The sequence below is a fragment of the Pseudomonas petrae genome, from assembly GCF_021728295.1.
GTDB classification, from domain to species: domain Bacteria; phylum Pseudomonadota; class Gammaproteobacteria; order Pseudomonadales; family Pseudomonadaceae; genus Aquipseudomonas; species Aquipseudomonas petrae.
This window is the reverse complement of the sequence record NZ_JAKJXE010000008.1, coordinates 1-13,677: the sequence shown is the minus strand read 5'-3', so window position 1 is coordinate 13,677 and position 13,677 is coordinate 1. Positions and strand designations below refer to the sequence as shown.

Genomic DNA, 13,677 nt, shown 5'->3' with positions numbered 1-13,677 from the left:
GCGCACAAAACTGACAGCGTCTCTGCGGATTAGTTACACTCCCCGGCTTTGCCGCAACGCCTGGAGCTTTAACTTCCGTGCCCGTTCTGCGCCTTCCGATTCTGCCTGCTGCGGCAGGCAAACAACATTGGGGTAACCTCCCCGGTGCCGCCCTGAGTCTCGCCATCGCCGAGGCTGCCAGCGCCGCGAAACGCTTCACCCTGCTGCTCACTGCAGACAGCCAGAGCGCCGAGCGACTGGAGCAGGAACTGAAGTTTTTCGCCCCGGATCTGCCGGTGCTGCATTTCCCCGATTGGGAAACCCTGCCCTACGATCTGTTCTCGCCCCATCAGGACATCATCTCTCAGCGCATCGCCAGCCTTTACCGGCTGCCGGAGCTGGTGCACGGCGTGCTGGTGGTGCCCATCACCACCGCCCTGCACCGTCTGGCGCCGACCAGTTTCCTGCTGGGCAGCAGCCTGGTCCTCGACGTCGGCCAGAAGCTCGACGTCGACGCCATGCGCACCCGCCTTGAAGCCAGCGGCTATCGCTATGTCGACACGGTGTACGAGCACGGCGAGTTCACCGTCCGTGGCGCGCTGATCGACCTATTTCCGATGGGCAGCAAGCTGCCTTACCGCATCGACCTGTTCGATGACGAAATCGAAACCCTGCGCACGTTCGAGCCGGAAACCCAGCGTTCTATCGACAAGGTCGATTCGGTGCGTCTGTTGCCGGCGAAAGAATTCCCGTTGCAGAAGGAAGCCGTGACGCGTTTCAAGGCGCGTTTCCGCGAGCGCTTCGACGTCGACTTCCGCCGCAGCCCGATCTTCCAGGACTTGAACAGCGGCATCACGCCCGCCGGTATCGAGTACTACATCCCGTTGTTCTTCGAAGAAACCTCCACGCTCTTCGACTACCTGCCCCAGGACACCCAGGTGTTTTCCCTGCCGGGCATCGAAGCGGCAGCCGAGACGTTCTGGAAGGACGTGCGCAATCGCTATGAAGAGCGCCGTGTCGACCCGGAACGCCCGTTGCTGCCACCGGCCGAGCTGTTTCTGCCGGTCGACGACTGCTTCGCGCGCCTGAAAAATTGGCCGCGGGTGGTCGCCAGCCAGGACGACGTCGAGACCGGCGTTGGCCGCGAGCGTTTTCCGGCGCAGGTGCTGCCTGATCTGGCGATCGAAGCCAAGGCCAGTCAACCGCTGGCGGCGCTGTCGAAGTTCCTCGGCGAGTTTCCCGGCCGCGTGCTGTTTACCGCTGAATCTGCCGGTCGCCGCGAAGTGCTGCTGGAATTGCTCGAACGCCTGAAGCTGCGCCCGAAAACCCTGGACAGCTGGCAGGAGTTCGTCGACAGCAAGGAGCGTCTGGCGATCACCATCGCGCCGCTGGACGAAGGCCTGGTGCTGGAGCAGCCAGCGCTGGCGCTGGTGGCGGAAAGCCCGCTGTTCGGTCAGCGGGTCATGCAGCGTCGTCGTCGCGACAAGCGCGCCGACAGCCACGCCAGCGATGCAGTGATCAAAAACCTTGCCGAGCTGCGTGAAGGCGCACCGGTGGTGCACATCGATCACGGGGTCGGCCGTTATCTGGGGCTGGCAACGCTGGAGGTCGAGAATCAGGTCGCCGAGTTCCTCATGCTGGCCTACGCCGAAGAGGCCAAGCTGTACGTGCCGGTGGCCAACCTGCACCTGATCGCCCGCTACACCGGCAGCGATGACGAGCTCGCGCCCTTGCACCGCCTGGGTTCGGAAGCCTGGCAGAAAGCCAAGCGCAAGGCCGCCGAACAGGTGCGCGACGTGGCCGCAGAGCTGCTCGACATCTATGCCCGCCGCGCGGCTCGCGAAGGGTATGCCTTCGCCGATCCGAAACTGGACTACGAAACGTTCAGTGCCGGCTTCCCGTTCGAAGAAACCCCGGATCAGCAGACCACCATCGAAGCCGTGCGCGCCGACATGCTCGCGCCCAAGCCCATGGACCGTCTGGTCTGCGGCGACGTGGGTTTCGGCAAAACCGAAGTGGCAATGCGCGCGGCGTTCATCGCCGTACACGGCGGCCGGCAAGTGGCGATTCTGGTGCCGACCACCCTCCTCGCCCAGCAGCACTACAACAGTTTCCGCGACCGTTTTGCTGACTGGCCGGTGACGGTTGAAGTGATGAGCCGCTTCAAATCGGCGAAAGAGATCAACGCCGCCGTGGCCGACCTGGCCGAGGGCAAGATCGACATCGTCATCGGCACCCACAAGCTGCTGCAGGACGACGTCAAGATCAAAAACCTGGGGCTGGTGATCATCGATGAAGAGCATCGCTTCGGTGTGCGCCAGAAGGAACAGCTCAAGGCCCTGCGCAGTGAGGTCGACATCCTGACCCTGACCGCGACGCCGATCCCGCGCACCCTGAACATGGCGGTGGCCGGCATGCGCGACCTGTCGATCATCGCCACCCCGCCTGCGCGCCGGCTGTCGGTGCGCACCTTCGTCATGGAGCAGAACAAGCCGACGGTTAAAGAAGCGTTGCTGCGTGAGTTGCTGCGCGGCGGTCAGGTGTACTACCTGCACAACGACGTGAAGACCATCGAGAAATGCGCTGCGGACCTGGCCGAACTGGTGCCGGAAGCGCGCATCGGCATCGGCCACGGGCAGATGCACGAACGCGATCTCGAACAAGTGATGAGCGACTTCTACCACAAGCGCTTCAACGTGCTGATCGCCTCGACCATCATCGAGACCGGCATCGACGTGCCGAGCGCCAACACCATCATCATCGAACGCGCCGACAAATTCGGTCTGGCCCAGCTGCACCAGTTGCGCGGCCGGGTCGGGCGCAGTCACCACCAGGCCTACGCCTACTTGCTGACGCCGCCGCGCAAGCAGATCACCCCGGATGCCGAGAAGCGTCTGGAGGCGATCGCCAACACCCAGGACCTCGGCGCAGGCTTCGTGCTCGCCACCAACGACCTGGAAATCCGTGGCGCCGGCGAGCTGCTGGGCGATGGCCAGAGCGGGCAGATTCAGGCGGTGGGTTTCACCCTGTACATGGAAATGCTCGAACGCGCGGTGAAGTCGATCCGCAAGGGCGAGCAGCCCAATCTCGACCAACCGCTGGGTGGCGGTCCGGAGATCAATCTGCGGGTGCCGGGGCTGATTCCGGAAGCCTACTTGCCGGACGTCCATACGCGCCTGATTCTGTACAAGCGCATCGCCAACGCCGCCGACGAAGAAGGCCTCAAGGACCTGCAGGTCGAGATGATCGACCGCTTCGGTCTGTTGCCGGATCCGACCAAGAATCTGGTGCGCCTGACCTCGCTCAAGCTGAAGGCCGAGCAACTGGGCATCAAGAAAGTCGACGCCGGGCCTCAGGGTGGACGCATTGAATTTGCGGCCGATACCACGGTAGACCCGCTGACGCTGATCAAGCTGATCCAGAGCCAGCCCAAACGCTACAAGTTCGAAGGCGCCACGCTGTTCAAGTTCATGGTGCCGATGGAGCGTCCCGAGGAGCGTTTCGCCACGCTGGAAGCGCTGTTGGAACGCTTGACCCCGCCGTCTTCCAAAAAATCGGTTTAAGGATTCACCATGCGTCTGTTCCGCTTCTTCACCCTGCTGCTGGTGCTGTTTGCCCCTGCGGCCTTCGCCGATGGCGCCTATCAGGTGGAACTGATCCTGTTCCGCCAGAACGGCGAGCCGGCGGCCACCAATCAACCCGCGCCGGAAGACTGGGCCGCCGGGGCGCAACGGCTGGGCGCAGACAGCCAGACGCCCACGGCGCTGGACGGTCTGGTGAACAAGCTGGAATCGAGCGACGGCTATAAAGTGCTGCTGCACAAAGCCTGGCAACAGGACCTCAGCGCTGCGCCGAGCAAGGTGGCGATCAGCGACGGCCAGGAGCAGTTCGGCCACTTCCCCATCGAGGGCACGGTGAGCCTGGGTCTGGCGCGTTTTACCGACATCGACGCGAACTTCTGGGTCAATCAGCTGGACAGCCACGGCGTGCTGATGACCAGCGAGCGCATGCGGCAGGCCACCCGGGTCAGAAACGGAGAACTTACTTACATGGACAACGGAAGCCTCGCCATGCTGATCAAGGTTTCTCCTGTCCAGCCACCGCGTTGACGCAGGCCTAGACGTGGCGTCCCTACTGGAAAAAGCCCTCGCCCTGCCGTGGGAACCGCTGTTCAAAACGCAATCAGTCGAGCGCGGTCTGGCGTACGCGCGGCAGAAGCGCGTGATGCTCGACCACTTGAGCGGCGATGTCGTGCGCACGGTTTGCCGGGGCTCGAGCCTGGAGATCTACACCCAGACGCTGTTGTTCAAGGACCCGGAGCGCACGCGCAATTTCATTGTCGGCAAATGCACCTGCCCGGTCAGAAACAACTGCAAGCACTGTGCGGCGGCGCTGTTCTTCTTGCAGGACCCGGAGAACAACGCCGGGATCCTGGCAGCGGTCGATGGCGAGTCGGTTGCGCGCAGGCCAAAAGTCGTCGAGCAAAAACCCAAGTTGCCCGAGCGCCTGGAAAAGAACATCAAGCCCGAGCCGCGGCTGATTCTCGCCAGCTTCGAGTACAGCGCCTACGAGCCGCGCAATGGCAAGATGCAGCGGCACATCCAGCACCGCGCCGCCCTGGCGTTTCGCTACCGCGAATCCTATGTGTCCGGCGTGCCCGCCCCCGGCCGTGGCGGCGACATCCTCTGGCATCTTCCGGACGAGACGCTGCGCATGCGCCGCCATCCGGAGCGTGAAGGCGAATACCGCAAGCAACTGCAGGAACTGGGCTTTCGCATCGCGACACGACAGAGCAAGGCGCTGCCCGACAGTGCCGGCGAGATGTTCGAGCTGCCCACCGACAAAGCCTGGCTGAGCTTCATCCTTGATGAATTGCCCCGGCTGCGCGCCGAAGGCTGGCAGATCGAAATGAGCGAAGACTTCGGCTTCGACGTGACGCCGGTGGACGACTGGTACGCCGTGGTCGACGACGAGCCGGAGCGCGACTGGTTCGATCTGGAGCTGGGGATCATCGTCAACGGCGAGCGGCTGAGTCTGCTGCCGATCCTGATCAATCTGCTGCGCACGCACCCGGAATTGATGACCGTCAGTGGCATCGCCAAGCGGCGCGACGACGAGCAGTTGCTGGTTCAGCTCAACCATTTCACCCAGCGCGGCGGCGTGCCGATTCAGGTGGCGCTGCCTTATGGCCGCCTGAAACCGGTGCTGGCGACCCTCGGCGATTTCTACTGGCGCGAGGACGGCAACAACGCCATTCGCCTGAACACCGCGGACGCCGCGCGGCTCCGGCAGCTCGACGACCTGCCGCTGGTGTGGCAGGGCGGCGACCGGCTGCGGCAGTTTTCCGAGCGACTGGTGAACATCAAGGATGTGCGCGGTGAGGTGCCGCAAGGCCTGAATGCGACGTTGCGGCCCTATCAGCTGGAGGGTCTGAGCTGGATGCAGGCGTTGCGCGAGCTGGAAGTCGGCGGCGTGCTCGCCGATGACATGGGCCTGGGCAAGACCCTGCAAACCCTGGCGCACCTGCTGCTGGAAAAACAGGCCGGACGTCTCGACCGACCGGCGCTGGTGGTGATGCCCACCAGCCTGATCCCCAACTGGATGGACGAGGCGAAGCACTTCACGCCGCAACTGAAGGTGCTGGCGCTGTTTGGCACCCAGCGCCATCAGGATTTCAAGCACCTGCAGGAGTACGACCTGATCCTGACCACTTACGCGCTGCTGCCGCGGGATGTCGAAGTGCTCAGCCAGCAACTGCTCCACGTGCTGGTGCTCGATGAAGCGCAATACATCAAGAACCCCAACAGCAAAGCGGCGCAGGCGGCGCGTCAGTTGAATGCGCGACAGCGTCTGTGCCTGAGCGGCACCCCGCTGGAAAACCACCTGGGTGAGCTGTGGTCGCTGTTTCATTTCCTGATGCCCGGCTGGCTGGGGGATGCCAAGCAGTTCAACAGCAATTACCGCACGCCGATCGAGAAGCTCGGCAACGAGCAGCGCCTGGAGCACCTCAACGCGCGGATCAAGCCATTTCTGCTGCGCCGGACCAAGGAGCAGGTGGCGACCGAGCTGCCGCCGAAGACCGAGATCGTGCATTGGGTCGAGCTCAACGACACCCAGCGCGACGTGTACGAAACCATGCGCCTGGCGATGGACAAGAAGGTCCGCGACGAGATCACCCTGAAGGGCGTCGGGCGCAGCCAGATCATCATTCTTGAAGCGCTGCTCAAGCTGCGTCAGGTGTGCTGTGATCTGCGGCTGGTCAAGAGCGGGCCGGTCAATCCACGGCAGTCGAGTTCGGGCAAGCTGGACAGCCTGATGGAGATGCTGGAGGAGTTGTTTGCGGAGAATCGCAAGATTCTGTTGTTCTCGCAGTTCACGTCGATGCTGGAGTTGATCGAGGCGGAGTTGAAGCAGCGCGGGATCGCGTATTCGCTGCTGACCGGGAAGACCAAGGATCGGCGGGTGCCGGTACAGGATTTCCAGAGCGGCAAGCATTCGATCTTTTTGATCAGTTTGAAGGCAGGCGGCACGGGGCTGAATCTGACGGCGGCCGATACGGTGATTCACTACGATCCGTGGTGGAACCCTGCGGCGGAGAATCAGGCGACGGATCGGGCGTATCGGATTGGTCAGGACAAGCCGGTGTTTGTCTACAAGATGATTGCCCGGGGGACGGTGGAGGAGAAGATTCAGCATTTGCAGCAGGAGAAGGCTGCGCTGGCGGCCGGGGTGCTGGATGGGCGCAAGGCCGGGGACTGGAAGTTGCAGGATGAGGATATTGCGGCGTTGTTTGCGCCGTTGCCGGCGGTGGCCAAAAAGGTGAAACGCTAAGCACATCAAGATCAAGAGCGTCTGCCTGGGGGCAGACTGTTTCGCCTTCGGCGAGTTACTTGGAAAAGCACCCCAAGTAACCAAGGGTGCTTGCTCCTGGTTTGGCTCCTCCTCCGTCGGAGTACCCTCTCTCCGACGACGCTCCGTGGGCCCGCGCCGAACGGACATCCATGTCCTAACGGCGCTCTCGCCGCATCCATGCGGCTCGGCCCACTGCGCGTCGTCTGCGTTCGGCCTGCACCCAAGTCGCGATTGGCGGTGTCTGGTCTATTTGCGTTCGAAGATCAAAAGCAGATCAGAAGCGCGCGTGGTAGGACCGGCTTTAGCCGGGAAGCCTTTGATCTTGATCGTTCCCACGCTCCGCGTGGGCATGCATCCCGGGACGCTCCGCGTCCATTCCCGGCTGAAGCCGGTCCCACTAGCAGCACGCGGTGTTCAAATGGGAACGGCTGAAGCCAGTCCAACGGGCTGGATGAGGTGTTCAAATGGGAACTGCTGAAGGGAACCCAACTGTCTGGATGCGGTGCTTTCGTGGGACCGGGAAGAGGCCAGTGTGGGCGCTGGCAATGTTGCGGATGTACGAGGTCGGGAAAACCGGGGTCACCCCGCTGCCAGCACTTCTTCCGCCCACTTCACGTAACACACAACAACTGGCATTTCGTGTTCGGCGCAGAAGTCGATCCAGCGCAGTTGGTTGTCTTGCAGGCGGTCGCCGGGGCCTTTGACTTCGATCATTCGGTAGCGGCGTTGCGCGGGATAGAACTGGATGAGGTCGGGCATGCCGGTGCGGTTGGCTTTGATGTCTTGCAGCAGGCGCCGGAACCAGCGGTTCAGGTGTTGCGCCGGCAGGCAATGCAGCGCTTGGTCCAGCAGTTCGGGGGTCAGAGTGCCCCAGAACACGAAGGGCGATTGCAGGCCGAATTTGCTGAGGTAGGTGTCGCGGATCATCGCTTCGTAGCGATGGTCGTCAAGTTGTGCCAGGCATTCGTCGAACAGGGCCGCCCGGCGCTGGTAAAAGTCCGGGCTGTAGAGGTCGCTCGGCGCACTGTGGAACGGGTGGAAAAACGCCCCCGGCAGCGGCGCAAAAATCGCCCGCCAGCAAAGCAGGCCGAACAGTGAATTGACCAGCGCATTCTCGACGTAGTGCACCTCGCTGCCCTCTTCCGCCAAGTGCTGCTGGATCAGCCGTTCGACGCTGTGATCGGGCAGTGGCAACACGCTCAAATCAAGCCGGCTGACCGTGCGTTTCATCCTCTTCTGCACACTGCCCTCGCCCAGCTTGCGCTTCAGACGCGGTTGAATGCGCAGCAGGTGTTGGGTTTCTTCGTCGTTTTCCGGCGCCGATTGCGCTTCCAGCAGCAACGTCATGGCGTCGAGGAATTGCTCGCTGCGTTCGAGCACCCGGATCCTGCGCACACGGGCGCCGGGGTAGCTGGACTGCGCGTAGACACTCAACGCCAGCGGCCAGTCCTGCTCGCGTTCGGCCTGCTGGCCGATCTTGAACAACAACTTGGCGCGACGCATGGCCAGCCAGGGGTTGTCGGTCTTGACCGCCAGCGCCTGCGGAGCCAGGTCGGCCAGTGCCATGCCGTCGTCAAGCGCCTGTCGGCAGGTGTGCAGGTGCAGGCAGATGTCGATGTCAGCGCGTTGGTTGATGCCACGGGACTCGACAGAAAATTCGACTTTTTCGTAGCGATAGATGCCCAGGTCCGCCAGTACAAACTCCGACCACTCCTGATACAAGTTGCCGAAGTACAGCAGGCGAAGCCGGTCGCACAGTGGCATGACCTGAAGGGCGAAGATCACTTCTTCGAACCCGGCAAACCAGTGCTCCAGGCGCTGGGGTGCTTCGTAGATCGGCAGCAGGCGCTGCAGGAGGTCGGATTTTTTCTCCGCGTTTTTGACGCCGTGGGCCTTGAAACACTGGCCCAGTTCGTCTTTGCGCAGCAACGCGAACAGGGCGTGAAGATCAAGATGGGGTTGGCCGTCGACCCAACCTGATTCCAGCAAGGGCGCGGCGGCCAGTCGGACATCGCCGATTTCTGCGTAATCCAGTTTGCTGGCGCGAAACAGCGTGCCTTTGCGCATGACCATGCGAACGAGCAGCGCCTGTGCAGGTTGCGGGAGCTGGGCAAAGTCGTCGATGAAACGACGCTCGTCTTCGTCGAGCAAGTCGTCGTAGCGCTGGGCGATCCAGTTCAGCACCTGGCGGAAGTTTTCCAGGTAGTAAAACGGATTGTCGAGGGGGGAAAGGCTCATGGCGAGGTCACGTAAAGGCTGACGGAAGAGCGTCAGGATACTGGTTATCCGTACAGATTCCAGCCCTGCCTGCTGTAGGATGGCGCCGGCCCGATCAACGGCCCCTGCTCACCCGTTAGACTCGCTTCACGCATTGTTCAGGAGATCACCATGCTTTCCGCCGGCAAACCCCTTGTTTATCTCGCTGGCTTCGACGTGTTTCGCGCCGACGCCATCGAGCACGGCCGCGCGTTGAAAGCCCTGTGCGATCAGCACGGTCTTGAGGGTTTGTACCCTTTTGATAACGAAGTGCCGCAGGGGCTGAGGCCTGAAGAGGCGGCCGCAGTCATTTGCAACGCCAATATCGCGATGATCAAACGCTGCGACGCGGTGCTGGCCAATCTAAACCCGTTTCGTGGCGCCGAGCCGGATTCAGGTACAGCCTTCGAAGTGGGGATGGCCGCTGCGCTGGGCAAACCGGTGTGGGCGTATTTCGCGGCGAATGGCGCGTTGCGCGATCAGATCGCCCATGACGCGGCCGGCTTCGATGGGCAGGGGTTTCAGGTAGAGGATTTCGGTTTGCCGCGTAATTTGATGCTGGCGTGTACCTGGGCCGGCAGCAGCGAGACCGCCGAAGAAGCGATCGGGGCGTTGGCTGCGCATCTCGCTGACTGAACCCAAGCCCTGTAGGAGCGCGCTTGTCCGCGATGGCGGCGTATCAGTCACCTCATCATTGACTGAGAAACCGCCATCGCGGGCAAGGTAGAGCGCCACCCCGGTCGCTCCTACAGGTCATCTGACGGCAGATCCATCTGCGGTGCCGTCATTAAGGTCATGCGATCACCAACGCCCTCGTCTATTCCAGGTTCGATGAACTGATGTCCAGCTTGTCAGCGTCGGCAAACTCGTCCAGATCCAGTTCGCTCAGGTCCAGCTCGCCCTCGGGGTCGCGGTCTTCATCGGAATCGGCGTCGTTGAGGGGCGACCGGTCGCCGCCAAAATGCTCGCCATCGTGTGCCAAATAGGTAATTGCGAAGGTATCCGGCTGGCTTGTCTGTACCTGCATCTGTACCTGCATCATTGACGCTCCGTAGGTGAATGTCGTTACGCAGGCTAACCCACCCGGCGGGTTAAAAGCACAGGTTACGACCAACTGAGGAAGGATCCGCCGTCATCGCGCAGCATCTGCACCATGGCGTGGGCGGCAGGCGACAGGTAGCCCTCGCGGCGCAGCATCACGCAAATGGTCCGCGCCATGGTGGTCTGTTCCAGCGACACCTCGCGCAAGTCCTGCATGTTCTTGCCGAACTCCAGCGTCTCCCGGGCGATGAAACTCAGCAGGCTGGTCTGGGCAATCAGGCGCGGCAGCAGGGAGATCGAGTTGGATTCTATCTGCACTTCCGGCAGCGGCAGGTCGTGGCGAGCGAAGGCGTCGTCGACCCAGATGCGCGACGACACACCGGACGGCGGCAACACCCAGCGGTACCGACACAAGTCGCGCATCTCGAACGGCGCGGTGAAGATCGGGTGATTGCGGCTGGCGATAACCACGGCTTCGTCGGTAAGGATCGGGTAGAAGGCGAACTCCTCCTCAGCGCTGCGCTGGGCGCAGATGATCATGTCCAGATGCCCGGAGCGCAGCTGCTCGCGCAGCATGTCGTCCTGACCGATCACCAGCTTGAGCGTCACCTGCGGCGAGCGTTTGAGCAGCGCGTTGGTCAGTTCGGGCAGCAGGTACTCGGCCATGGTCGCCGCACAGCCCAGACGGATATCCCCGACCGCGCCACTGGCGAAATCACGCACCTCGCGTTGGGTCTGGGCGATGCTTTGCTGCAACACCTTGCCCCTTGCCTGCAGCAGTTCGCCGACTGGCGTGAGCTTGATTCTGCGACCGTCGCGCTGGAACAGCTTGGTGCCGAAGGATTCCTCCAGCCGCTGAATGCTTTTGGTCAACGCCGGCTGGCTGCGATTGAGTTTTTCAGCCGCGCGCCCCAGATGACCGAGCTCGGCGATGGTTTCGAAATAGGTCAGGTCACGCAGGTCCATATATCAACCAAAGTTATCAATTCATGATTATTAGAAAATAGACTTGATCGATTGCGCTGTCGATACTGGGCGTCATTGGAAATGCACTCGGCACGGAAGCACCTCAGCTCACTCCTTATCAGGAGAAGCCAATTGCCAGGAAAAGCCAATGCTCTGGAGATCCGCGTTGCCACGCCCCGCCTCGTTTGCCCTCGCCCACCAGCACCCGCTGACCCAATGGTTGCTGCTCATCCTTATGGCCGGCAGCGCCGGCCAACTGTTCAAATACTTCCACGTCCCCGCCGCACTGTTTCTCGGGCCCATGCTGGTGGCGATCGGCTTCGGCGTCGCCGGGGCCAGTGTTCGCTTGAACAAGCACGTGTTCCGCCTGGGTCAGGGGACGGTCGGCGTGCTGGTCGCCCATTCCATGACCGTCGGCGTTCTACTTGCGGCGATGCAATCCTGGCATGTGATGGTCTTCGCCACCTTGCTCACGGTGGCGTTGAGTGCGGTGGTCGGCATTGGCATGGCGCGCTGGGGCGGCATTCAAAGCAGCACAGCGGCGTGGGGGACTTCGCCGGGCGCGGCGTCGGCGATGGTCGCGATGTCCGAGGATTACGGCGCCGACTCGCGGGTGGTTGCCACCATGCAATACGTGCGGGTGGTCTGCGTGGTGATGGTCGGCGCGCTGGTCAGTCGGTTGATCGGCGCCGATGCCGGCGGTTCGGAGGCCCACAGCACGGACGCACTGCTGCACGGGATGAACCTGCTCAATCTGGGTCTGAGCCTGCTGGTGATCGTGGTCGGCGTGATGCTCGGCAGTCGGTTGCCGGCCGGGGCGTTGCTGGTGCCCTTGCTGCTCGGCGGCGCGTTGCAGTTGAGCGGCGTGCTGCAGATCACCCTGCCCACCTGGGTGCTGGCGATTGCCTACGGCGCAATCGGCAGTTACATCGGCCTTCGCTTCGACCGCGTGACCATCAGTTATGTCTGGCGGCGGCTGCCCGCGATGATCGCCGGCGCGCTGGTGCTGATTCTGCTCTGCGCCCTGTCGGCCTGGGGCATCGCTGAAATCATGGGCAAGGACTTTCTCTCGGTGTACCTGGCCACCAGCCCCGGCGGCCTTGATGCGATGGCGATCATTGCCATCGACACCCATTCGGACGTCGGCTTCGTGCTGGCAATGCAGACGCTACGGCTGTTCGGCGTGATTGTCACCGGCGCCTACATCGCCCGGCAGGTGATTCGGGTGTCGCAACGCTTTGCCTGAGTGTGCGAAGCCCGACGGGGCGAACACAGAGTAAGCGGCGCGCACGCCGATGGAATCTTCATCGATCCGGCGACCTCCAACGCTGCACACTCATTGGAGGCGAACGCCATGGCCACGCTGAAAATCGCCACGTTCAACATCAACGGCATCCGCGCGCGTTTGCCCATTCTGTTGCAGTGGCTGGAAAAAGAAGCGCCCGACATCGTCTGCTTGCAGGAGCTGAAAGCCGCCGACTCAGCCTTCCCCGCCGATGACATCCGCAATGCCGGCTACGGCGTGATCTGGCAGGGCGAGCCCTCGTGGAATGGCGTGGCGATTCTGTCCCGGGACAGTGAGCCGCTGGAGATTCGCCGGGGGTTGCCGGGCAATGAAAAGGACAGTCACAGCCGCTATCTGGAGGCGGCCGTACAGGGCGTGATCGTCGGCTGCCTGTATCTGCCCAACGGCAACCCGCAGCCGGGGCCGAAGTTCGAGTACAAGCTGGACTGGTTCGAGCACTTCATCAAACACGCCGACTCGCTGTTCAAGAGCGAGCATCCGGTGGTGCTGGCCGGGGACTACAACGTCATCCCCACCGACGACGACATCTACAACACCCGCTCATGGCTGAAGGATGCCTTGCTGCAACCGGAAAGCCGCGCGTGCTTTGAGCGCCTGTTGGACCAGGGCTGGACAGACGCCCTGCGTGCGAAATTCCCGGACGAGCGGGTTTACACGTTCTGGGATTATTTCCGCAATCACTGGAAGACCAACTCAGGGCTGCGCATTGACCACCTGCTGTTGAGCAAGGATCTGGCGCCCAAGCTGAAAAATGCCGGGGTGGATCGCTGGGTGAGGGACCTGCCCCACGCCAGTGACCATGCACCGACGTGGGTTGAGTTGAAGGTTTGATGGGGTGGCGGTGGCTTGATTGATCGTAGTGAGTCAGGCCCGGAGGCGTCGCCTGTTGTGCTGCCGCTTCGCGCCAGATCGCGGGCAAGCGCGCTCCTACAATGGATTTCGACAATCCCCATCATCTGCGGCGAACAAAATTCCGTGGGAGCCGGCTTGCTGGCGAAAGCGTCCTTCCAGACAATTCGCGCTCATCTGACAGGCCGGGTTCGCCAGCAAGCCGGCTCGTACGAACTTTATGTACGCCGACGATTGTGTGCGTTGCAGAGATCCACTGTAGGAGCGCGCTTGCCCGCGAATGCGATCTGTCAGCGCCATCGATTCAGCCTGACACAGCGGATTCGCCAGCAAGCCGGCTCCTATGTATGGACTCGCCTCCACTGTCTACCCGCTTTTAAACACCGCCACCCGGTTGCATCTATGTATAAGGCCTGTTCGAGGAAGCC

9 protein-coding genes are annotated in these 13,677 nt (G+C 62.3%); 6 read left to right on the top strand and 3 right to left on the bottom strand.

The genetic code is table 11. The features are described from left to right. The first annotated feature begins 77 nt into the window (after window positions 1–77). The 3 genes from mfd to L4G42_RS15180 are packed head-to-tail and all read left to right on the top strand — an operon-like array spanning window position 78 to window position 6,810. Complete coding sequence (gene mfd / locus L4G42_RS15190) at window positions 78–3,542, top strand: transcription-repair coupling factor (protein WP_237259981.1); 3,465 nt, start codon at window positions 78–80, stop codon at window positions 3,540–3,542. Window positions 3,543–3,551: 9 nt separating this feature from the next. Beyond that, window positions 3,552–4,088, top strand: coding sequence for a peptidoglycan binding protein CsiV (locus L4G42_RS15185; RefSeq protein ID WP_237253972.1), 537 nt, complete (start codon window positions 3,552–3,554; stop codon window positions 4,086–4,088). Window positions 4,089–4,101: 13 nt separating this feature from the next. Next, window positions 4,102–6,810, top strand: a complete 2,709-nt coding sequence (locus tag L4G42_RS15180) for a DEAD/DEAH box helicase (protein WP_237253971.1) — start codon at window positions 4,102–4,104, stop codon at window positions 6,808–6,810. Window positions 6,811–7,410: 600 nt separating this feature from the next. On the opposite strand, the gene L4G42_RS15175 is transcribed toward L4G42_RS15180, so the two are convergent. Further along, window positions 7,411–9,069, bottom strand: coding sequence for a VRR-NUC domain-containing protein (locus tag L4G42_RS15175; RefSeq protein ID WP_237253970.1), 1,659 nt, complete (start codon window positions 9,067–9,069; stop codon window positions 7,411–7,413). A 150-nt stretch (window positions 9,070–9,219) separates the two neighbouring features. Between L4G42_RS15175 and L4G42_RS15170 the strand changes: the two genes are divergently transcribed. Next, the gene (locus L4G42_RS15170; RefSeq protein WP_237253969.1) at window positions 9,220–9,723 is read left to right on the top strand and encodes a nucleoside 2-deoxyribosyltransferase; all 504 of its coding nucleotides are present in this window, start codon (window positions 9,220–9,222) and stop codon (window positions 9,721–9,723) included. Window positions 9,724–9,904: 181 nt separating this feature from the next. Here L4G42_RS15170 and L4G42_RS15165 read toward each other — a convergent pair whose 3' ends face one another. After that, entirely contained in the window at window positions 9,905–10,129 is a 225-nt protein-coding gene (locus L4G42_RS15165; protein WP_237253968.1) for a hypothetical protein, read from the bottom strand. A 62-nt stretch (window positions 10,130–10,191) separates the two neighbouring features. Then, window positions 10,192–11,094 carry a LysR substrate-binding domain-containing protein gene (locus L4G42_RS15160; RefSeq protein WP_237260916.1) on the bottom strand — a complete coding sequence of 301 codons (903 nt, stop codon included), beginning with the start codon at window positions 11,092–11,094 and terminating at the stop codon, window positions 10,192–10,194. Between the two features lie 148 nt (window positions 11,095–11,242). Between L4G42_RS15160 and L4G42_RS15155 the strand changes: the two genes are divergently transcribed. Further along, the gene (locus tag L4G42_RS15155) at window positions 11,243–12,340 is read left to right on the top strand and encodes an AbrB family transcriptional regulator (RefSeq protein WP_237253966.1); all 1,098 of its coding nucleotides are present in this window, start codon (window positions 11,243–11,245) and stop codon (window positions 12,338–12,340) included. Between the two features lie 108 nt (window positions 12,341–12,448). After that, entirely contained in the window at window positions 12,449–13,231 is a 783-nt protein-coding gene (locus L4G42_RS15150; RefSeq protein ID WP_237253965.1) for an exodeoxyribonuclease III, read from the top strand. The last annotated feature ends 446 nt before the right edge of the window (window positions 13,232–13,677 follow it).